The organism is Thermopolyspora sp. NPDC052614, assembly GCF_040678635.1.
GTDB lineage: Bacteria > Actinomycetota > Actinomycetes > Streptosporangiales > Streptosporangiaceae > Thermopolyspora.
Genome location: NZ_JBFATZ010000025.1, coordinates 38,643 through 57,940 on the forward strand (window position 1 = coordinate 38,643; position 19,298 = coordinate 57,940).

General features: G+C 70.8%; 21 protein-coding genes. 8 read left to right on the top strand and 13 right to left on the bottom strand.

Annotated features, from left to right (window positions below; all coding sequences use genetic code 11):
- Positions 1-37: 37 nt before the first annotated feature.
- Positions 38-1,027 (top strand): AEC family transporter, encoded by a 990-nt coding sequence (locus tag AB0K60_RS33590; protein WP_364064492.1) that lies wholly within the window; start codon positions 38-40, stop codon positions 1,025-1,027.
- A 3-nt stretch (positions 1,028-1,030) separates the two neighbouring features.
- Here AB0K60_RS33590 and AB0K60_RS33595 read toward each other — a convergent pair whose 3' ends face one another.
- The gene (locus tag AB0K60_RS33595) at positions 1,031-1,531 is read right to left on the bottom strand and encodes a MarR family transcriptional regulator (protein ID WP_364064495.1); all 501 of its coding nucleotides are present in this window, start codon (positions 1,529-1,531) and stop codon (positions 1,031-1,033) included.
- Between the two features lie 107 nt (positions 1,532-1,638).
- On the opposite strand from AB0K60_RS33595, the gene AB0K60_RS33600 reads away from it, so the two are divergent.
- From AB0K60_RS33600 to AB0K60_RS33610, 3 genes are all read left to right on the top strand, one after another.
- Positions 1,639-2,103: a VOC family protein gene (locus AB0K60_RS33600; protein ID WP_364064497.1), complete on the top strand. Its 465-nt coding sequence runs from the start codon at positions 1,639-1,641 to the stop codon at positions 2,101-2,103.
- 8 nt (positions 2,104-2,111) lie between these two features.
- Positions 2,112-2,978: a class III extradiol ring-cleavage dioxygenase gene (locus tag AB0K60_RS33605; protein WP_364064500.1), complete on the top strand. Its 867-nt coding sequence runs from the start codon at positions 2,112-2,114 to the stop codon at positions 2,976-2,978.
- A gap of 109 nt (positions 2,979-3,087) precedes the next feature.
- Entirely contained in the window at positions 3,088-3,453 is a 366-nt protein-coding gene (locus AB0K60_RS33610) for a hypothetical protein (protein WP_364064502.1), read from the top strand.
- Positions 3,454-3,517: 64 nt separating this feature from the next.
- On the opposite strand, the gene AB0K60_RS33615 is transcribed toward AB0K60_RS33610, so the two are convergent.
- The 6 genes from AB0K60_RS33615 to AB0K60_RS33640 all read right to left on the bottom strand — a co-directional run bounded on the left by AB0K60_RS33615 (position 3,518) and on the right by AB0K60_RS33640 (position 8,610).
- Positions 3,518-4,732, bottom strand: a complete 1,215-nt coding sequence (locus tag AB0K60_RS33615) for a hypothetical protein (protein WP_364064505.1) — start codon at positions 4,730-4,732, stop codon at positions 3,518-3,520.
- A gap of 43 nt (positions 4,733-4,775) precedes the next feature.
- A complete protein-coding gene (locus AB0K60_RS33620) occupies positions 4,776-5,066 on the bottom strand; it encodes a DUF6098 family protein (RefSeq protein ID WP_364064508.1) in 291 nt (96 codons plus the stop codon).
- A 34-nt stretch (positions 5,067-5,100) separates the two neighbouring features.
- Positions 5,101-5,886, bottom strand: coding sequence for an aldo/keto reductase (locus AB0K60_RS33625; RefSeq protein WP_364064511.1), 786 nt, complete (start codon positions 5,884-5,886; stop codon positions 5,101-5,103).
- A gap of 66 nt (positions 5,887-5,952) precedes the next feature.
- On the bottom strand, positions 5,953-6,375 hold the full coding sequence (locus tag AB0K60_RS33630; protein ID WP_364064514.1) for an archease: 423 nt from the start codon (positions 6,373-6,375) through the stop codon (positions 5,953-5,955).
- Positions 6,372-7,775, bottom strand: a complete 1,404-nt coding sequence (locus AB0K60_RS33635) for an RtcB family protein (RefSeq protein ID WP_364064517.1) — start codon at positions 7,773-7,775, stop codon at positions 6,372-6,374. The genes AB0K60_RS33630 and AB0K60_RS33635 overlap by 4 nt, the downstream gene beginning before the upstream one ends.
- A gap of 64 nt (positions 7,776-7,839) precedes the next feature.
- A complete protein-coding gene (locus AB0K60_RS33640; protein WP_364064519.1) occupies positions 7,840-8,610 on the bottom strand; it encodes an HAD family hydrolase in 771 nt (256 codons plus the stop codon).
- A gap of 318 nt (positions 8,611-8,928) precedes the next feature.
- Here AB0K60_RS33640 and AB0K60_RS33645 point away from each other — a divergent pair, with 318 nt between their 5' ends.
- Positions 8,929-9,324, top strand: coding sequence for a hypothetical protein (locus AB0K60_RS33645; RefSeq protein WP_364064522.1), 396 nt, complete (start codon positions 8,929-8,931; stop codon positions 9,322-9,324).
- Between the two features lie 144 nt (positions 9,325-9,468).
- Here AB0K60_RS33645 and AB0K60_RS33650 read toward each other — a convergent pair whose 3' ends face one another.
- From AB0K60_RS33650 to AB0K60_RS33675, 6 genes are all read right to left on the bottom strand, one after another.
- Positions 9,469-10,152: an SDR family oxidoreductase gene (locus AB0K60_RS33650; RefSeq protein ID WP_364064524.1), complete on the bottom strand. Its 684-nt coding sequence runs from the start codon at positions 10,150-10,152 to the stop codon at positions 9,469-9,471.
- A gap of 2 nt (positions 10,153-10,154) precedes the next feature.
- Entirely contained in the window at positions 10,155-11,045 is an 891-nt protein-coding gene (locus AB0K60_RS33655; protein WP_364064527.1) for a cupin domain-containing protein, read from the bottom strand.
- The gene (locus AB0K60_RS33660) at positions 11,045-12,391 is read right to left on the bottom strand and encodes an amidohydrolase family protein (protein ID WP_364064530.1); all 1,347 of its coding nucleotides are present in this window, start codon (positions 12,389-12,391) and stop codon (positions 11,045-11,047) included. Before AB0K60_RS33660 ends, AB0K60_RS33655 begins: the two co-directional genes overlap by 1 nt.
- Before the next feature lie 230 nt (positions 12,392-12,621).
- Positions 12,622-13,611: an alpha-ketoacid dehydrogenase subunit beta gene (locus AB0K60_RS33665; protein ID WP_364064533.1), complete on the bottom strand. Its 990-nt coding sequence runs from the start codon at positions 13,609-13,611 to the stop codon at positions 12,622-12,624.
- Positions 13,599-14,579, bottom strand: coding sequence for a thiamine pyrophosphate-dependent dehydrogenase E1 component subunit alpha (locus AB0K60_RS33670; protein ID WP_364064536.1), 981 nt, complete (start codon positions 14,577-14,579; stop codon positions 13,599-13,601). Before AB0K60_RS33670 ends, AB0K60_RS33665 begins: the two co-directional genes overlap by 13 nt.
- Positions 14,572-15,885: a Xaa-Pro peptidase family protein gene (locus AB0K60_RS33675; RefSeq protein ID WP_364064539.1), complete on the bottom strand. Its 1,314-nt coding sequence runs from the start codon at positions 15,883-15,885 to the stop codon at positions 14,572-14,574. Before AB0K60_RS33675 ends, AB0K60_RS33670 begins: the two co-directional genes overlap by 8 nt.
- A 259-nt stretch (positions 15,886-16,144) precedes the next feature.
- On the opposite strand from AB0K60_RS33675, the gene AB0K60_RS33680 reads away from it, so the two are divergent.
- From AB0K60_RS33680 to AB0K60_RS33690, 3 genes are all read left to right on the top strand, one after another.
- The gene (locus AB0K60_RS33680) at positions 16,145-17,188 is read left to right on the top strand and encodes an XRE family transcriptional regulator (protein ID WP_364064542.1); all 1,044 of its coding nucleotides are present in this window, start codon (positions 16,145-16,147) and stop codon (positions 17,186-17,188) included.
- Between the two features lie 492 nt (positions 17,189-17,680).
- Positions 17,681-17,878, top strand: a complete 198-nt coding sequence (locus AB0K60_RS33685; protein WP_364064545.1) for a hypothetical protein — start codon at positions 17,681-17,683, stop codon at positions 17,876-17,878.
- Positions 17,863-19,128 carry an amino acid ABC transporter substrate-binding protein gene (locus AB0K60_RS33690; protein WP_364064548.1) on the top strand — a complete coding sequence of 422 codons (1,266 nt, stop codon included), beginning with the start codon at positions 17,863-17,865 and terminating at the stop codon, positions 19,126-19,128. Before AB0K60_RS33685 ends, AB0K60_RS33690 begins: the two co-directional genes overlap by 16 nt.
- Positions 19,129-19,298 lie beyond the last annotated feature (170 nt).

The following is a 19,298-nucleotide window of genomic DNA, read 5'->3' on the forward strand; positions in this document are numbered from 1 at the left end:
AACAACCGATCAATGACGGTACGCGAGAATCGACCGAATGACAGAGGTGGTGGCGGCATTCGCCGCTCTGGTGTCGGTCGCGGTGCTCGGGTATGTGATCGGGCTGAGCGGGGTGTTACGCCCGCAGGACGAGGGGGTGCTCTCCCGGCTGGCGTTCTTCGTCGCCGCGCCGGCGCTGCTGTTCACCACCATCTCCACCGCGGATCTGAGCTCGATCCTGTCCCCCGTGCTCGTTACGGCGGTCGTGGGGGTGCTGGTCGTCCAGACCGTGTACGTGCTGACGGCGAAGGTGCTGTGGCGGCGTCCCCGGTCCGAGGTGGCGCTCGGCGCGCTCGCCTCGTCGTATGTCAATTCCGGAAATCTCGGCATTCCGATTAGCGTGTACGTGCTCGGCGACGGCGCGCTGGTCGCCCCCATCCTGCTGCTTCAGTTGCTGGTAATCGTTCCGGCGGCGTTTCTGGTCCTGGACGCGGGGCCGGAGGGGCAGGGCCCCGGCTCGGCCTGGGGGGTGCTCTGGCGGGCGTTGCGCAATCCGATCACCGTCAGCAGCCTGCTCGGGCTCGCGGTGGCGCTGACCGGGCTCGACATCCCTGATCCGATCATGGAGCCCATCGGGATCGTGGGGGCCGCCGCGGTGCCCGTGGGTCTTCTGGCGTACGGCCTGGGCCTCAGCGGCGGCGGCCGGCGGCGCGGCCGAAGCGACCGAAGCGACCGGGGCGACCGGGGTGAGGCGGGCGGCGAGGCCGCCGATCCGCCCGAGGCGGCCACCCGGCGTGACATCGTGCTGGCCGTGCTGCTCAAATCGTTCGCCCAGCCGGCGGTGACCCACCTCGCCGGCCTGCTGCTCGGCCTGCAGGGCACGATGCTGCTGGCCGCCACGTTGTTCGGCGCGCTGCCCACGGCCCAGAACATCTATATCTTCGCCGTGCGCTACCGCTCGGCCATGCGGATGGTCCGGACCACCCTCATGGTGACCACCGGACTGTCCATCCCGGTCATGGTCGTGATCAGCGGGCTGCTGCGCTGAGGCTCATCCGGCGTTCGTCTCGCCGCCGCCGCTCACCTCGCCGAGCGGTTGCTTTCCCATCGCCGCGAGGATCTCCCGGGAGATCTCGTTGAGGCGGCGGACCTGGTCGGGGGTGAGGCGGTCGAACAGGACGCGGCGTACCTCGGCGACATGGCCGGGGGCCGCCTCGGCGAGGGCGGCGTAGCCCGCGTCGGTGAGGATGGCGAGGGTGGTGCGGCCGTCGGTGGGGTGCGGGCGGCGGACGACCAGGCCCTGGTCCTCCAGGCGGCGGACCGCGTGGGACAGGCGGCTGGCCGAGGAGTGGGTGGCGCAGGCCAGCTCGGTCATGGTGAGGGTGCGGTCGGCGGCCTCCGAGAGCATCGCCAGGATCACGTAGTAGGCGTGCGGCATGCCCGCGTCGCGCTGGAGTTGCCGGTCGAGTACGCCGTCGAGCAGTCGCGTGGCCGCCATGAAGGCGCGCCAGGTCTCCTGCTCGTGGTCGTCCAGCCACCGCGTCTCGGCCATACGACGAGCATACGGAAGAACTTGAATGCTCAAGCGTGGTCCGGGTAGTGTCGATAAAGTTGAAGACTCAAGTAAAGCCCGCGTCGGCCGGGCGGAGCGGAGTGCGGATGGAAGTCAAGGAGCTCGGGCACCTCGTGCTCTACGTGCGCGACCTGGAGCGTTCGGTCCGCTTCTACCGGGACGTGCTCGGCTGGCGGCAGATCCTGCCCACCGGCGACACGCTGCCCGTCCCGTTCGCCGCCTTCTCCGCGCCGTACGGACGCACCCATCACGAGCTGCTGCTCATCGAGGTCGGCGAGGACGCCGCGGCGCTGCCCGCCGGGCGGCGGGTGGGCCTGTACCACTTCGGACTCAAGGTCGGCGACAGCGACGACGAGCTGCGCGAGGCGCTGCGGACCGTGCGGGAGGCCGGGGTGACGATCCTCGGCGCCAGCGATCACACCGTCACGCACAGCCTCTACATCGCCGACCCCGACGGCAACGAGATCGAGCTGTACATCGACGTCCCCGGCGTGGACTGGCGCAACGATCCCGCCCTCATCGCCGCGCCCATCAAGCCACTCCACCTGTGAGGCCCGCCATGACCAGGCTCGTCTACCCCTTCGACCGGTTTTACGCCGAGGCCGCGCCGCTCAGCCGTGACCAGCGGGCCTGGACGCCCGAGGACGGCCCGCTTCCGGCGCTCTACCTCGGGCACGGCGCGCCGCCGCTGCTCGACGACCCGGTGTGGATGAACGAGTTGTTCACCTGGGCGCAGGGGATGCCCAAGCCGCGCTCGATCCTGGTGGTGTCGGCGCACTGGGAGCACGCGCCGCTGAGCATCTCCGGCACCGCCGCCGGCACGCCCCTCGTCTACGACTTCGGCGGGTTCGAGCGGCGCTTCTACGAGATGACCTACCCCACCCCGGACGCCAGGGCGCTCGGCCGACAGGTCGCCTCGGCCCTGCCCGACGCCACCGACCTGCACGAACACCGCAGCCGGGGCCTCGACCACGGGGCGTGGGTGCCGCTGAAGGTCATGTATCCGCTGGCCGACGTGCCGGTCGTGCAGTTGAGTCTGCCCACCCAGCACCCGGACCGGCTGCTCGACCTTGGCAGGCGGCTCGCCCCGCTGCGCGAGGAAGGTGTGCTGATCATCGGGTCGGGGTTCCTCACCCACGGGCTGCCGTTCCTGCGGCGGGACGACTGGCTCGGCATCGCCCCGCCGCCCGGCTGGTCCCGCGACTTCGACGCCTGGGCCGCCGACGCGCTGGCCCGGGGCGACGTGGACACGCTCGCCGCGTACCGGGATAAGGCGCCGGGCATGCCGTACGCGCACCCGACGGTGGAGCACTACATCCCACTGTTCGTCACCCTCGGCGCGAGCGGTCGCCCGGACCAGCCGGTGGACACCACCATCGAGGGATATTTCGTGGGATTGTCGAAGCGGTCCTTCCAGGTCACCTGACTCCGATCACCCGGCCGGGGCGTACGGCCAGACCACGATGACATGGCCCGGTGCCAGGCTGCCTCCGATTACTTACGCTGGAGAAAACCCGGAGCGTGAGAGGGGCGTCATGGAGCCGATCGTCATCCCCACGCTGGCCGCGATCATCTCGGCGGCCGTCGGCGGCGCCGCGGGCGAGGCGGGCAAGAGCGCCTGGGCCTCCCTCACCGCCCTGGTGCGCCGCCTGCTCGGCCACGACCGAGAGGCGGTGGAGGCCGTCGAGCGTCCGGACGCGCACAGTCCCGACGAGCTCGCGCGGCTGCTCGCCGACCGGGCCGCCGCCGATCCGGGGTTCGGCAGGTCGCTCGCCGCGTGGATGGCGCGGGCCGAGCCCGCGGCCCGGACGGTCAACACCATCAGCGGGGACGTCTCCGGGAACGTCGTCCAGGCGGGCGACATCCACGGCTCGATCAATTTCGGCGACCCGCGACGGTGACCGGCCGGGCCGTACCGGCGTGACCGCCCGGCATAGGGGCGGTCACGCCGGCGGGATCGGTTCGCTACTTGCGCGTGGTGCGGTCGATGCGCAGGCTCGGGATCGGGTGCGGTCCGTCGATCTCGACGCGGTACTCCTCGCCGGACTTGTGACGGTTCTCCTCGATGACGCGCTCGGACGCCGGCTTCTCCTCGCCCTGCAGCATCTGCTGCCAGCGCTCGAAGCGCTCGTGCATGTCCTTGACGTACCCGGTGCCGATCGTGGTGACGTCGATCTCGTTGGTGAGCAGCTCGCGCAGGTACTGCCGGTTGGGCTCGAAGGTGACCGGCGCGGGCAGCTCGGGGGCGACGACCTGCTCGGGGTCGCGCCCGTCGTGCCGCCGGAACATCTCCGCGGCGATGCGCAGGTGCTCCAGCTCCATGTTGAGGTGAAGCTCCCAGATGTTCCTCACCCGGGAGTCGGACTCGTTCTGCATGAACGAGTGGTACATGTAGCACTCGTTGTACTCGTGGTTGAGCCACATCTCCCACCACGACTCGCCCGGGTCCACCAGCGACTCGTAGTGCGTGACGTGCTCCTCCTCGACCATCCCGATCTCCTGGTAGAGCTGCCGGGCGATCGGCTCCATGTACGTCGGGCCGACGTTCATGTAGAAGTTCATCGTCTGCTGCTCCGCCGACATGATCGTCAGCGCGTGCAGCTTGGAGATCGGCGAGGCGCTCGACCGGTCGTACGGCTCGCGCACGTTGTCGATCGGGTGCCGGTGGTGCAGGTACGTGGGCCGCCCCGGCATCACCTCGGTGAGCTGATCGACGATCTTCTCGGCCTGCCGGTGCTCAATCATCTCGTACAGGTTGGCGTACCGGTACAGATGGTCGAAGTCCTCCAGCACGCCGAAGTTGTAGGCCTGCTTGAGGTACGGGTCCGGCTCCATGCGCGCGACCCAGGCGGTGAGGTCGACGGCCACCTGCTCGTAGGCGATCGTGGTCTCCAGGACCGAGGCGAGGCCGGGCAGCAGCCAGTTCACCGCGCGCTGCTGCTGCGCCTCGACGTAGCGCACCTTGGCGAGCTGCTGCCGCATCTCGGTGTCGGGGCAGTGCCGGGCGAAGTGGTGGCTGAAGAAGACCGCCTCGGTCTCGATGCCGTTCATCGTGATGATGCGGCACCGGGTGTACGGATCGGAGTGATCCGGGTCGATCGGGTTGACGTCCAGCTCGCGCCAGTTGCGGAACTGTTTGTCAAGGGGTATGCCGCGCTCTCGGAGAGGATTGAACGTCATTGGTGTCCCTTCGTGAGGCTCGACGGCATGGAACACCTCGCGCCTACCCTCTGCCGTTCGCTCCAACCTGACGGGCCGTCTTTTCTCCTGCTCCTTTGACCAGCGCAAACGGTGGATCACCCGATGGAGTCCCGCCCCGCGTGACCGACAGGCCGGGCAGCCGCAGGCCGCTCTCGTGGTCCACGCCGGGCCGGCCCTCGTCGGCCTGCGGGCCGCGGGAGTGGCGCGGATACGGGCCCGGCCGCTCGCGTACGAGCGTCTCCGACCGGTCGAGGTCGTCGATCACCGGGAGATCCTCGTCGTGGAGGTCCCCGGTCATGCCGTCATCGCCCATGTCCGCCCCCTGCTCCCGCGGCCCGGGCGGCGGATCAGCCCGCCATCGCGTCGATCTGGGCCATCTCCTCCTCGTCGAGGGCGAAGCCGAACAGGTCGAAGTTGGCCGCGATGCGGTCCGGCCGCGCCGACTTGGGGATGACGACGATGTCGTGCAGCAGGTGCCAGCGCAGCACGACCTGGGCGGGGGTCACGCCGTGCCGCTCGGCGATCTCGGCGAGCACGGGGTCGTCGAGATCGGTGCCCTTGAGCGGGCTGTAACCCTCCACCACGATGCCGCGCTCGCGGTGCCGGTCGAGCAGGCTCGCGCTGTGCCGGGGCGGGCTCCACGGGATCTGGTTCACCGCCGGGGCCTCCCCGGTCGCCCGGGTGATCTCGTCGATCTGTGCGATGCTGTGGTTGCTGACGCCGACCGTCCGGGCCAGCCCCCGATCCCGTGCGGCCAGCAGCTCCCGCCACGTCCGCACCAGCGCCCCCGGGCCGGGCGGCCAGTGCACCAGCCACAGGTCCACGCAATCGGTGCCGAGTTCCCGCAGGCTGCGCTCGATCGTCTCGGCCTCGCGACCGGCGTTGCCCTGCGGCAGCTTGGTGGTGATGAACACCTCGCCCCGGTCCAGTCCGCTGTCGCGCACCGCGCGCCCGATCTCGGCCTCGTTGCCGTACATCGTCGCGGTGTCGATGTGCCGGTAGCCCAGGTCGAGCGCGGCCCGCACCGCCTCGTACGCCTCCCGCCCGCTGAGCCGCCAGGTGCCGAAGCCCACGACCGGCATCAGCGCCCGGTCGCCGAGCCGCACCGTGGGAATCTCCCGTGTCTGCGCCATAAGTCCTCTTTTCTGCCCCTGCTCCGCCGCCGTACGTACCCTGGCGAAGGCCCACCGGCACCCTACTCACACGTCAAGCGTCACTTCACAGGCCCACCCGTCCCCTCGCCGCTCGAACACCGCCTCGTGCAGCGCGACCGCCTTCGGCACCGCGCCGATCTGCGGCAGCCCGGCCACGTCCGCCAGCTCCAGCCGTACCCGCAGCCCGGTCTCGTCGCGGGTCGCCGTCGCCCCCACCGGGACCTGCCCGGCGACGTCCAGCAGGTAGATGACCTCGTCCAGCACGGCGATCATCTGGTCGACCGGCTCCCCCGGCTCCACGCGCACCTCGCGGTGACCGGCCGCCCGCGCCCCGGAGATGTCGACGAAGGTCTCCACCGCGCCGAGCACGACCTGCGCGAGGCACTCCTCGACGCTCGAGCCCCAGGCCGCGATCCGGGTGTCGGCGGTGTGCGGCAGCGCGCGTCGTCCGGCGGGCCGCCCGGTCATCCCTTCACCACGCCGAGCGGCACGAGCCGGGCGACCCTGCGGCACAGCCCCGCGCCCTCGGCGGCGGCGATCACCGCGTCCACGTCCTTGTACGCCGCGGGCGTCTCCTCGGCGAGCCCGCGCCAGGTCGCGCCGCGTACCTGGATCCCCTGGCGGTGCAGCTCGTCGCGCAGCCGCCGACCGTTGACGGAGCGCGCCGCCTGGTGGCGGCTCTGGGTACGGCCGGCCCCGTGGCAGGTGGAGAAGAACGCCCGCCCGTCGGGCACGCCCGCCAGCACATAGGAGGCGGTGCCCATCGTGCCGGGGATCAGCACCGGCTGCCCGGCGGACGCGAGGTCGTCGGGCAGGTCCGGGTGGTACGGCGGCAGCGCCCGGGTCGCCCCCTTGCGGTGCACGCACAGCCGCTTGCCGTCGTGCACCTCGATCTTGGCGAGGTTGTGTGAGATGTCGTAGACGAGCTGAAGCTCCCCGTCCGACCCGAAGGTGGCGGCGAAGGCGTCGCGGGTGGCCTGCCCGAGCAGTTGCCGGTTGGCCCGCCCGTAGTTCGCGGCGGCGGCCATCGCGCCCAGGTACGCCTCGCCCTCGGGCGACGTGACCGGCGCGCAGGCGAGCTGGCGGTCGGGCACCTGGATGCCGTGGCGCGGCATCGCCTTCTCCATCGCCCGCACGTGATCGGTGCAGATCTGGTGGCCGAGCCCGCGCGACCCACAGTGGATCATCACGCACACCTGCCCGGCCCGCAGCCCGAACGCCCGCGCCACCGCCTCGTCGTCGATCCGGTCCACCGCTTGGACCTCCAGGAAGTGGTTGCCGGAGCCGAGGCTGCCCACCTGGGCCTGGCCGCGCTCCATCGCCCGCTCGCTCACCTGGGCGGGGTCGGCGTCGGCGACCGCGCCGAAGTCCTCGCATCGGGCCAGGTCGCGGGGCGTGCCGTGCCCCTGCTCGACGGCGTGGGCGGCGCCGCCGTACAGGAGTTTCTCCAGCTCCGAGCGGCCGGACAGGCGCCACACGGCGCCGCGCCCGGTGCCGCGCGGGATCGCGGCGCCGAGGCGGTCCATGAGCGTCTCCAGGCGGGGGCGCAGCGTGTCGCGGTCCACCTCGGCGGCGAGCAGGCGCACCCCGCACGAGATGTCGAAGCCGACCCCGCCCGGCGACACGACCCCGCCGTCCGCGACGTCGGTGGCGGCGACGCCGCCGATGGGGAAGCCGTATCCCCAGTGCAGGTCGGGCATGCCGTACGAGGCCTCGACGATGCCCGGCAGCGTGGCCACGTTCACCACCTGCCGCAGCGCCTGGTCCTCCGGCATCAGCGCCCGCGAGACGAACACGACGCCGGGGACCCGCATCGGCCCTTCGCGCTCGATCCGGAAGCGGTAGGGGGTCTCCTCGACAACCTTCATGCGCTTCCCCTTCCCGCATTCCCCGCGCCGACCACCCCCGCGCCGACCACCCGGGGCCGGGGGATCACCCCGGCGGCTCGCCGTGCACGAGCAGCGGCACCCGTCCCGACACCTGCAGCTCGGCGAGGTCGTCGATCTCGCAGTCGGCCCGGATGTCCGGCCCGGGGTGCGACCGCACCTGGTGGCGCACCGCGACGACCAGCCCGAACCTGCCGTTCACCGCCGCCTGCAGCGCGGGCTCGGTCGCGACGACGACCACGCACTCGTACGGCTCGGCCCGCAGCCGATGCGCGGCCAGCACGGGAATGGCGGGGTCGGGCATCGGGGGCAGGCCCAGCGTGACGCCGTCCGTGCCGTCCACTCGCGCGTCGATCAGGTCGGCCAGGGCCGAGCGGGCGAGCACCTCGGCGCAGTTGCGGCTGGGCGAGATGGCGGCCTGCCGCGCGCCGTGCCGGTGCAGTTCGCGTACGAGCGCCATCGCCGAGGGGAAGGCGGCCACGCCGTGGTGGCGGATCTCCCGCAGGTACAGCGCGTCCTTGACCTCGCCGAGCTGCGACAGCGTGGCGTCGCCCTCGGGGCCGGGCGGCAGCGTGACGCCGCGTGCGGCGAGGAACGAGCGTGCGCCCTCCAGCCGGGGCCTGCCGTCGAGATGGTGCAGGTAGTCGTCGCGGACGTCGAACGGCCTGGCCTGCTCGGGGGTGAGCCCGGGGCGGTGGCGCAGGAAGTCGTCGAAGGCGCGCTTCCACGCCGCCGCGTGGATCCGCGCGGTGTCGGTGAGCACGCCGTCGGTTTCGAAGATGACCACGCTGAACCGGCGCAAATCGATCAGTGTCATGTCGTCCTCCCCACACCGGCCTTCCCCCGATCGTCCCCATCGATCGTGGTCCGGGGGAACGGGCTGGAAGACCTTTTCGCCCGGGTCTTCGGTCCTGACCTCGCCGGGCCGCCTCGGCGCGGTTCGCCATGGAGGGGTTTTCGAATGTCCGGAGAGATGCCCGCAGAGGCAAAGGGACGTTCTCACTTTCCCTACCGCAGGCAACTTCTCCCGTTTTGACCGGATTTGCGGTTTATGTCGGGTAGTACGGCCTCCGACGAAAAAGGCACGCGAGGCGAAACAGGGACCTCGCGCCGCGAAGCTTCGGAAGGAGGCGTTATGCGCGGCAAACGAAGCCTGATGCTGGTGGGACCGGCGCTCCTGGTCGCGCTCGCCCTGCCGCCGGTCGCCGCGACCGGCGCGTCCGCCGCCACCGGGACCGCGACGGTCGTCGCGTCCCAGGCGGTGCAGGCGAAGGCGGGCACCACCACGGTGGCCGCGAGCGACCACGCCAGGTGCAAGCGGTTCCGGCACCGCACCTGCTGCAAACGGCACGGCGATTGGCGCTGCTGGAACCACCCGCGGCGGCACCACCACCGGAAATTTGGCCACCACAGATTTGGCCACCACGAATTTGGCCACCACGCCAAATTCCGGCACCACACGCGATATGACCGGTACGCCAAATTCGAATATCGCGACTCGTTCCGCCACTACGGTCACGGACGGTGGTAATTGGCGACACGGCCACTTGCGGCGCGACATGAGCACGCGACATGAACAGGCGGCATGAACATAGGTCCCGTCCGGCTCTTCGGAACCGGACGGGACTTATGTTTCCGGACGGTTGACCGGCCGCGGATCGGCCGCCGGACCCGGCTACCGCCAGCCGCCGTCCACGGTCAGATCCACCCCGTTGATCGCGGGGTTCTCCAGCAGGAAGCGCGAGGCGTCGACCACGTCGGCCATGTCCGCCAGCTTGCCGGTGAGCGTGCTGGACCGGACCGCCTCCAGCGGCTTGCCCGCCCAGAACGGGCTGTCGCCCACGATCCCGGGATGGATCGAGTTGACCCTGATCGGCGCCAGCTCCACCGACAGCGTGCGCACCATGCCGACCACCCCGGCGTTGACCGAGCTGACCGTGGTGGATCCCGGGTACGGCCGCAGCCGGGCCATGCCGCCGAACAGCAGGATCGACCCCGCGCCGGTGAGGCGGTCGCGCAGCGCGTGGATGACCTCGGTGTAGCCGACCAGCTTCATGGTCACCAGCCCCACGGCGGCGTCGATGTCGTAGTCCGCCACCGAGTTGGCGTCCCGGTCGATGCCCACGAGCGCGAGGTGATCGACCGGCCCCACGTCGGCCAGCGCCGACGCCAGGGTCGCCGGCTTGGACAGGTCGAGCGCGATCCCCCGGACGTTCGGCCCGATCTCGGCGGCGACCTTCTCGGCCCGGGCCTGGTCACGCCCGGACAGCACCACCTCCCGGTCGCGCGCCGCGTAGTGCGCCGCGAGTTCGCGCCCGATGCCGACGGTGCCGCCGACGATTACCACGCTGCCTGGCATGTTCAGTGTCCTCCGGTGACGGATCGCAGGTATTCCCAATCGCGTACGAAGCGGTAGGAGTGACGGCCGGGCGGCTGCGGAGCCTGCGTCTCCAGCCAGCGCACCGGGCCGTCGCCCACGTTGCGGAAGCCGTGCACGGAGCCGACCCCGGCGAAGGCCGCGTCGCCCGCCTTCAAACGGTACGTGATCCCGTCGAACTCGGCTTCGGCCTCCCCCTCGAGGAAGAGGTAGGTCTCCTCGAAGGGGTGGTCGTGCGGCCCGGCGACCCCGTCGGGCTCGTACTGCACCATGAACATCGTGGTGAGCAGCGCGCCCTGGTCGCTGTCGACCATCATCTTCACCGTGATGCCGCTGTAGACCAGCAGCGCGGTGCGCATGCTCGCGGACTGCGCCAGCATCTCCTGCTTCTGCATGTCCACCCGCATGTTCACCGGCTCGATGTGGCCGTAGTCGCGGTTGCGCGGGTCGCGCGGGTCCACCGCGATCGGCTCGGTCTCGCCGAGGGCGGGCACGTCGAACACGTCCCGGCCGTAGCGGGCGCGCGGCTGCGGGGAGCGCATCTGCGCCCACCGGGCCGTCTCGCCCTCCTCGTTGCGCCAGGCGTGCGCCACGCCGAGGGGCAGCAGGCCGTAGTCGCCGGGCGCGAGCCGTACGGCGCCGTCGGGGGTCTGCAGGATCGGGTGGCCCTCGGTGACGTAGAAGCACTCCTCGAAGGACTGCACCGCGGTCGCCACCCGGCCGCCCGGGTCCAGCGCGCACACGTTGAACTCGGTGTGCGCGGCTCCGGTGGTCGTCTCGTCGGCGATGACCCACCGGCTGTAGCCCTCCGAGCCCCTCGGCTCGTCGGGGACGGTGTACTTCGCCTCGTCCGCGCGCCGGACGACGTGTCGCATCAGCCCTCCTTCTTGGCGGCCACCTGGGCGAGCAGCCGGTCCTTGGCCTCGTTGACGAGGCGGCGGGCGCGGTCGACGTCGCCGGTGAGCCTGCCGTCGCGCTTGTGCACCTTGCCGCCGATGAGCACGGTGTCGACGTTGGAGACGTCGGCGCACAGGGTCACCGCGGCGGCGGCGTCGTGGATCGGGGCCACGTTGATGTCGGTGGCGCGGATCAGCACGACGTCGGCCTGCTTGCCGGGGGTGAGCGAGCCGGTACGGGACTCCAGCTGGGCCACGTGCGCGCCGTTGATCGTGGCCATCTCCAGCATCTGGCGGGCGGTGAGGTGGCCCTCGGCCGGCTCGTTGCGCTCCCAGAAGACCTCGTTGACGCGGGCCCGCTCGGACGCGAACGCGGCCCGGATCTGGGTGAACATGTCGCCGGGCACCGTGGTGACGACGTCGATGGAGAAGCTGGGGCGCAGGCCGTACTCCAGCGCCTTGTTCACCGGCACCCAGCCGTGGCCCATCTGCAGCTCGACCTGCGGGGCGAGCGAGACGGTGCCGCCGCTGTCGGCGAGCAGCCGCCACTCCTCCTCGCTGAGGTAGGAGCAGTGGATGTAGGTGGTGTCCGGGCCGAGCAGGCCGTAGTCGCTCAACTGCTTGATCATGCTGAAGCGGCCGGCCAGGCGGCCCATGGCGACGTGCACGGTGATCGGGATGTTCAGCTCGCGGGCGAGCTCCCACTCGGCGCGCACCACGCTCTCGGTGCAGAAGCCGGGGCCGCGGGTGGCCAGGGCCATCGTGAGCAGGCCGTCGTCGGAGGAGAAGTACGTGTCGCGGATGCGCCGGACGTCGTCGCCGGGGATCACGATCTTGCTGTCGAACCAGTAGTCGGCGAGCGAGGTGTTGGCGCTGCCGTAGGCGTACTGGGCGCGGATCCCCGACTCCTTCAGGCCGCGGATCGCCGCGTCCGGGTGCTCGGGGGTGTTGTTGATGTGCGACCAGTCCACCAGCGTGGTGATGCCGGCGTTGACGCACTCCAGCGCCCCGGCGAGGTTGGAGGCGTAGACGTCCTCGGCGGTGTAGACGGGGGCGAAGGTGTCCAGGATCTCCACGAAGTAGTCGTCCAGGGTGGCGTTCGGGGCCACGTTGCGGATCGCCGTCTCCCAGGTGTGCCGGTGGGTGTCGACGAAGCCGGGGATGACGATGAAGCCGTCGGCCTCGATCACCTCCGCGTCCGCGCTGATCTCCGGCTCCACGGCGACGATCTTGTCATCCTCGATCAGCACGTCGCCCTTGGGCAGGTCGCCGATCTGAGGATCCACGCTCAGCACATGCCCGCCACGGATGAGGATCTTGCTCATGGCCAACTCCTTCGGGGCCGATTTGGGGGGTTGATCCGAGTTTCCAAGCACTGGTTGCGCGAGGGTCGTCCCCCGAGGACATCGCGCCGCCGTGACTCCTGTCACCGGCTCCTTCGCGGAAGCCGAGTTGTCGTTGAGTGGGTCGTTATCGGGTCGGTCGTTTCGGGTGCTGTACGAATGTGCGGGAGGGCGGGGCCCGGGGTCCCGGGCCCGGACGCGTCCCCGCGTCGTCAGTAGTCGACGACTCCCCTCACCGCGGCGACGACCTTGTCGACGGTGGGGATGACCTCGTTCTCCAGGTTGTCGGCGAAAGGCAGCGGCACGTTGGCCGAGGTCACCCGCCGTACCGGGGCGTCGAGCAGCTCGAAGCCCTCCTCGACGACGATCGAGACGACCGTGCCACCCCAGCCGCCCTGGTGCGGGTTCTCCTCGACCGTGACCAGCCGCGAGGTGCGCCCGACCGACGCGAGCACCGTGGTCATGTCCATCGGGATCAGACAGCGCAGGTCCACGACCTCGGCCGAGACCCCGTCGGCGGCCAGGCGCTCGGCGGCGGCGAGCGCGGTCGGCACGGTCGAGGCGAGCGCCAGCAGCGTCACGTCGCTGCCCTCGCGCACCACGGCCGCCCGGCCCAGTTCCACTTCATACCCCTCCGGCGGGCGGGGCCCCTTGCTCGCGAACAGGCCCTTGTGCTCGAACACCACCACCGGGTCGTCGCTGCGGATCGCCGCCGACATCAGGCCGATCACGTCGGCGGGGGTGGACGGCGCGGCGATCTTCAGGCCGGGGATGGTGAGCGCCCAGTTCTCCACCGCCTGGGAGTGCTGCGCGCCGAAGCCCAGCCCGCCGCCGTTCGCGGTGCGGATCACCAGCGGCACCTTCACCTGGCCGCCGGTCATGTACCGCACCTTGGGGATCTCGTTGGCGAGGTAGTCCCAGCAGCAGGCGAGGAAGTCGGAGAACATGATCTCGGCGACCGGCCGCATGCCGGTCATCGCCGCGCCCAGCGCCGCTCCGACGATCGCCTGCTCGGAGATCGGCGTGTCCCAGATGCGCTCGGGGCCGAACTCCTCGAACAGGCCCTGCGTGGTCTTGAACACCCCGCCGGCCGCGCCGATGTCCTCGCCCAGGCACACCACCGACGGGTCGCGGCGCATCTCCCGGGCGATGCCCTCGGCCACGGCCTCCCGGTAGGTGATCACGTTGTTCAGTTCCGCCATGCCGCACCTCCGTCGGCCCACACGTCGGTGAACGCCTCGGCGAGATCGGCCTCCGGCGCCGCCTTCGCCGCGGCGACCGCGTCCTCCACGGTCTGCGTGGCCCGCCGCTCCGCCGCGGCGATCTCCTCGGAGTCCACCCCGAGGGTCTCCAGCCGGGTACGCGCGATGTCGAGCGGGTCGCGCTTCAGCCAGGCCTCGACCTCCTCGGCCGGGCGGTATTTCGCCGGGTCCGTACGGCTGTGCCCATAGTGGCGATAGGTCTGCGCCTCGATGACCGTCGGCCCCTCCCCGGCCCTGCCGCGGGCGGCGGCGCGGGCCACCGCGTCGCGGACCACGAGCACGTCGTTGCCGTCGATCACCTCGGCGGCCATGTTGTACGCAGGCGCGCGGCCCGCCGCCGGGTGCTCCACGGCCGTCACCGAGCCGATCGGCGTGTACTCCATGTACAGGTTGTTCTCGCAGATGAACACGACCGGCAGCTTCCACACCTGGGCCAGGTTGAGCGCCTCGTGGAAGGCGCCGATGTTGGTGGCGCCGTCGCCGAAGAACGCCACCGCGACCTGATCGGTGCCGCGCAACCGCGCCGACCACGCGGCGCCGACGGCCATCGGCAGATGCGCGCCGACGATCGCGTACGACCCGAGCATGTTGCCCTCGGCGTACGTCAGGTGCATGGAGCCGCCCTTGGCCTTGCAGATGCCGGTGGCCTTCTGCATCAGTTCGGCGAGGCACGCCTCCGGCGAGCCGCCCCTGGCGATCGTGTGGTGGTGCCCGCGGTAGGTGGCGAACACGTAGTCGTCGGGCCGCAGCGCGGCGCTCGCGCCGACGGCCACCGCCTCGTGGCCGGAGGCCAGGTGCGTGGTGCCCTTGACCAGACCCGCCAGGAACAGGTCGTAGGCGACCTTCTCGGTGCGTCGGATGACCATCATCTGCTCGTACAGCGCGAGCAGGTCCTTGCCCTCACTCACCGCGGCCCGCCTTGGTGTTCAGGTGCGACTGCGGCTCGCGCTCGGTGTTGAGCGGGCCGGTCGCGGTCCAGTAGCGGCGGCCCGCCACCAGCAGTTCCTCGGCCGGGAACTTGGTGATGACCTCGCAGCCGTCGGCCGTCACCACGACCTCCTCCTCGATGCGCGCCGCTCCCCAGCCGTCCTTGGCGGGCCAGTACGTCTCCAGCGCGAAGACCATGCCCTCTTCGAGGACCTCCGGGTGGTCGAGGGAGACCAGGCGGCTGAAGATCGGTTTCTCCCAGATGGACAGGCCGACGCCGTGGCCGTACTGCAGGGCGAACGCGGCCTCCTCGTTGGCGAAGCCGAACTCCTGCGCGGTGGGCCACAGCCGGACGATGTCGGCCGTGGTGGCGCCGGGCTTCACCGCGGCGATGGCCATGTCCATGTACTCGCGGCAGCGCACGTAGGCGTCGCGCATCGCCGCCGAGGCGCTGCCCACGGCGAAGCAGCGGTAGTAGCACGTGCGGTAGCCCACGTGGCTGTGCAGGATGTCGAAGAACGCCGGGTCGCCGGGGCGGATCAGGCGGTCGCTGTAGACGTGCGGGTGCGGGGCGCAGCGCTCGCCGGAGATGGCGTTGACGCCCTCGACGTACTCGCTGCCCAGGTCGTACAGGACCTTGCTGACCACGCCGACGCACTCGTTCTCGCGCACGCCCGGACGCAGGAATTGGTACAGCTCCTCGTAGGCGGCGTCGACCATCGAGCACGCCTGGGTGAGCAGGGAGATCTCGTCGCGGGTCTTGATGCGGCGGGCCTCGAGGAACAGCTGCTGGCCGTCGACCACCTGCACGCCGGCCTTCTGCAGGGCGAGCAGCACGGGCATCTCGACGATGTCCACGCCGACGGGCGCGTCCAGCATGCCGTGCTCGGACAGCTCGTGCGCGATCTTGCGGGCGAGTTCGTCGGCGATGCCGGCGTCGGGGTGGAACGCTCCGCGCAGCACGGAGATGCCCGCTCTGGCCCGGTTCTCGCCGTCCAGCCAGGGGTTGTAGAGCTGGTGATGCCGGGCGGCGGACCCGAAATCCCAGACAATGGGCTCCGCGCCGCGGACGAGCAGCGCGAAGCGGATGTACTTGTCGATCGCCCAAGTGCCGATGTGGGTGGCCGTCATGTACCGGATGTTGGCGAAATCGAATGCCAGGACCGCACCCAGCTCCGAGCGCTCGAGCGCCGCGTTGAGCCTGGCCAGGCGCTCGGTGCGGAGGCGGTCGAGGTCGATGCGCTGCTCCCAGTCGACGGCGTTTGTCCCGTAGGTGCCGATCGCCATCGCCCACGCACCTCTCTGCTACAGTTCTCAATGTGTTCAGTACTGCTTACCGGACGTTAGCCCTCGGCATGGTGAGCGTCAAGCCTCGTTTCACACTCGGGGGACGCCTATCATTGAGAGACTCGAAACATCCGGTGACGCAGACGTTCACCTCCCGGCCACTCCACACCGCCCCCCGCCTCGGCGGGCACGGTCTCGGGAGCACCGCGCGCGGCGGATCGGCGACCGGATCAGCGACAGCAGGGAAGGTGGCCTCACGATGAGCGCATCGGCGGTCGCCGCGATCGGGGAGCGGCTACGCGAGGCCCGGCTGCGGCGCGGCATCAGCGTACGTGGGCTGGCCCGCGCCGTCGATGTGTCGGCGAGCCTGATCTCCCAGATCGAGACCGGCAAGAGCAGCCCGTCGGTGAGCACGCTGTACGCGATCACCACCGCGCTCGGCATCTCCATCGAGGACGTCTTCGGGGAGCCGGGGGCCGACCGGGAGGACGCGGCCGGGCGGGAGGACGCGGCCGGGCAGGGCGGCGACGCGCGGGACGCGGGCGCGAGCCCCGCGGACACCGGCCCCGGCGGGACGAACGCCGCCGCCACGAACGCCGCCGACGCGGGCCCCAACGCCACAGGTTCCGCCGACGCGGGCCCCAACGCCATGGGCCCCGGCGACGCGGGCGCCGACCGGCCGGTCGAAGGCGCGATGATCGCCGCGCTGGCCGGGCTCGCCACGAATCTCGCCGCCGGCTCCTCTCCGGGGTCGCCCGTGATTCCCGCCGTACGGCCCGCGGGCGAGTCACCGGCCGAACCCGCCGCCGCCGAACCTCCGGCCGACGCCGCCCCCGACATCGCCTACGCCGACACGGGCTCCGCGGGCGCACGCGCCGGATCCGCCATAACGCCGCCGGCCGGGCCGGGCGGGCAGTCGGCCACCGCCAAGGGCCTGCGCATGCTCTCCAAGAAACGCCTGGTGGGCCCGGTCGTGCGCGGCGACGAGCGTGAGGTGCTGCACCTCGATTCCGGCGTCACCTGGGAACTGCTCGGCCAGTTGCCCGACACGCACGTGGACTTCCTGCGCATCACCTACGCCCCGGGCGGCAGCTCGTCCTCGGGCGGCATGCTGATGCGGCACTCCGGCACCGAGTTCGGCCACGTGCTCAGCGGTCGCCTCACCCTCACGCTCGGCTTCGAGAACTACGAGCTCGGCCCCGGCGACTCGGTCTGTTTCGACAGCTCGACGCCGCACGCCTACGCCAACCACGGCACTGAGCCCGCCGTCGGCGTCTGGTTCGTCCTCGAACGGTTCCGCTGACCGTTCCCTCACGCTTAACGCTGCTCTGTACGTCTCGCCGAACACCGGGCTCGGGGCGCAGGTTCTGGCCTGACCGTTATGCCCCGTTCATCTGCCCTATGCGGACGGGGATGCGGCGACACACGTGCGCCATTTCGCAGTGATTCGCGCCAAATATCCGGATACGAGCGTTGGTCCGCGCCCTCCGGCCAGGCGATCTCCCTCGGCCATTGTTCATTTCGGTGAACACATGCGGGACGGTGTATTGCAGACCGTACATCGTCACTATACACTCGCGGCCACGAAACCTGTCCGAAACAGTGGCCCCCGCGCTCCCGACGGTGCGCACGCCCCGCTCCGACGTCCTCGTACGTCTCGAAGGACGGTGAAGCTCTCCAGCGAATCCCACGTCGAGGTGTCAGCCCGGACCAAGGGCGGGCGACGGAGCGGCCAGCCGCGACATGGCCTCGCTCGACCCCGCCGGGCGTCCCAACCCACCAGGCGGAGCCCTCCATGAAGGCCCTGATGAAGGCCCTGATGAAGCAACCCCCCACATCAACCCGCCGACCCGGCCTCGGCGGCGCGCCGTCCGCCGCCTCCGAGGCCGGCCCGAGGAAGACCCATTCGGTGTTGACCGTGCTCGGCGGCACGGTCGTGCACGACACCGGCGCCGTCCACCAGGAAAGGGGACGCCCGTGCGCAGACGACTGATGGCCGTACTCGCGACCGCCGCTCTCGCCGCGACGAGCGCGGCCTGCGCGGACCAGGGCAGCGGCGGCGGCGGAGGCGGAGGCGGTGACACGAGCGAGCCGATCGTGGTCGGCTCCACCCTGTCGCTGACCGGCCCGTTCGCCGCCACCGGCGTGATCCACAAGATCGCGGGCGAGGAGTTCGTCGCCCGCCTCAACGCGCAGGGCGGCCTGCTCGGCCGCCAGGTGCAGTGGAAGGTCCTCGACGACCAGTCCGACCAGGCCAAGGTGGGCCAGCTCTACGAGCAGCTCATCACCCAGGACGGCGTCGATCTGATCATGGGACCGTACGCCACGCCCAACATCCTGTCCGCGATGACGGTGGCCGAGCGGCACGGCTACGTGCTGCCGCAGCACACCGCCGTGCTCGCCCCGCTGATGACGTACTCGTGCCAGTTCCCGGCGTGGTCCATCGGGCCGACGCCGAACCGGTTCGTGCCCGAGATGCTCTTCGACGCGGTGGCGACGCTGCCCGACCCGCCGAAGAAGATCGCGGTGCTGACCAGCCAGAACGGCTCGGCGGCGTTCGTGACCGACGGGCACGGCTCGGACAAGACCGGCGTGCTCACCGTCGCCAAGGAGCGCGGCCTCGACGTGGTCGTGGACGTGCACTACCCGCCGACGATCTCCGACTGGGGCCCGATCGCGGCGCAGGTCCGCGACGCCAAGCCGGACCTGGTCATCAACAACGGCCTCGGCGTGGACACGGTGAACGCGCTCACCGCGATGAAGCAGCTCGGCTACCGGCCGCCGCTCACCTTCAGCCTCTTCCCGGCCTCGGGCCCGCTGCTCGGGCTCGGCGAGGACGCCGAAGGCGTCATCTCGACGTCGGTCTTCGAGCCGAACAAGGCGGTCCTCGACAAGCTGCCCGCCGAGACCAAGGCGATCGTGGACGATTTCACCAAGCGGGCCACCGACGCCAAGCAGCCGTACCCGGTGTTCGAGACGCAGGCGGCGGCGAGCTGGACGGCCTGGGAGATCCTGACCGAGGCCGTGAAGGGCGTCGGCAAGATCGACCATAAGGCGATGTGCGACTGGCTGCACAGCAACGGCGCGAACACCACGTTCAACGGCAAGCTCACCTTCGATCCGAAGACGAACAACTTCTGGCCGAGCACGCTCGGTCTCAAGCAGATCCAGAACAAGGAATGGACCCTGGTCTGGCCGACCGACCGCGCGGCGGCGAAGCTGATCGCCCCCAAGGCTGGCTGACCGGGTTCCGGCGCGTCCCGTCGCGGCGGTCATCCGCCGCGACGGGATGACGAGCCGACTCGGCTTCTCGGTCCGCGCGAAAGCCGGACGACGACCGACAGCGAACCGATCGAGCCCGAGGGCGGACCGGCCGGGCCGGCGGCGAGCCGACCGAATTCCGGTCGTGAGCC

What these genes read in the sequence shown, in the direction of transcription:
- AB0K60_RS33610 (WP_364064502.1), top strand. Translation starts at nt 3,088, where the DNA reads ATGGAGCCGATCGTCATCCCCACGCTGGCCGCGATCATCTCGGCGGCC.
- AB0K60_RS33650 (WP_364064524.1), bottom strand. Translation starts at nt 10,152, where the DNA reads ATGCCAGGCAGCGTGGTAATCGTCGGCGGCACCGTCGGCATCGGGCGC.
- AB0K60_RS33620 (WP_364064508.1), bottom strand. Translation starts at nt 5,066, where the DNA reads ATGGGCGATGACGGCATGACCGGGGACCTCCACGACGAGGATCTCCCG.
- AB0K60_RS33600 (WP_364064497.1), top strand. Translation starts at nt 1,639, where the DNA reads ATGGAAGTCAAGGAGCTCGGGCACCTCGTGCTCTACGTGCGCGACCTG.
- AB0K60_RS33615 (WP_364064505.1), bottom strand. Translation starts at nt 4,732, where the DNA reads ATGACGTTCAATCCTCTCCGAGAGCGCGGCATACCCCTTGACAAACAG.
- AB0K60_RS33640 (WP_364064519.1), bottom strand. Translation starts at nt 8,610, where the DNA reads ATGACACTGATCGATTTGCGCCGGTTCAGCGTGGTCATCTTCGAAACC.
- AB0K60_RS33685 (WP_364064545.1), top strand. Translation starts at nt 17,681, where the DNA reads ATGAAGGCCCTGATGAAGGCCCTGATGAAGCAACCCCCCACATCAACC.
- AB0K60_RS33590 (WP_364064492.1), top strand. Translation starts at nt 38, where the DNA reads ATGACAGAGGTGGTGGCGGCATTCGCCGCTCTGGTGTCGGTCGCGGTG.
- AB0K60_RS33605 (WP_364064500.1), top strand. Translation starts at nt 2,112, where the DNA reads ATGACCAGGCTCGTCTACCCCTTCGACCGGTTTTACGCCGAGGCCGCG.
- AB0K60_RS33665 (WP_364064533.1), bottom strand. Translation starts at nt 13,611, where the DNA reads ATGGCGGAACTGAACAACGTGATCACCTACCGGGAGGCCGTGGCCGAG.
- AB0K60_RS33625 (WP_364064511.1), bottom strand. Translation starts at nt 5,886, where the DNA reads ATGGCGCAGACACGGGAGATTCCCACGGTGCGGCTCGGCGACCGGGCG.
- AB0K60_RS33655 (WP_364064527.1), bottom strand. Translation starts at nt 11,045, where the DNA reads ATGCGACACGTCGTCCGGCGCGCGGACGAGGCGAAGTACACCGTCCCC.
- AB0K60_RS33660 (WP_364064530.1), bottom strand. Translation starts at nt 12,391, where the DNA reads ATGAGCAAGATCCTCATCCGTGGCGGGCATGTGCTGAGCGTGGATCCT.
- AB0K60_RS33680 (WP_364064542.1), top strand. Translation starts at nt 16,145, where the DNA reads ATGAGCGCATCGGCGGTCGCCGCGATCGGGGAGCGGCTACGCGAGGCC.
- AB0K60_RS33595 (WP_364064495.1), bottom strand. Translation starts at nt 1,531, where the DNA reads ATGGCCGAGACGCGGTGGCTGGACGACCACGAGCAGGAGACCTGGCGC.
- AB0K60_RS33645 (WP_364064522.1), top strand. Translation starts at nt 8,929, where the DNA reads ATGCGCGGCAAACGAAGCCTGATGCTGGTGGGACCGGCGCTCCTGGTC.
- AB0K60_RS33635 (WP_364064517.1), bottom strand. Translation starts at nt 7,775, where the DNA reads ATGAAGGTTGTCGAGGAGACCCCCTACCGCTTCCGGATCGAGCGCGAA.
- AB0K60_RS33675 (WP_364064539.1), bottom strand. Translation starts at nt 15,885, where the DNA reads ATGGCGATCGGCACCTACGGGACAAACGCCGTCGACTGGGAGCAGCGC.
- AB0K60_RS33630 (WP_364064514.1), bottom strand. Translation starts at nt 6,375, where the DNA reads ATGACCGGGCGGCCCGCCGGACGACGCGCGCTGCCGCACACCGCCGAC.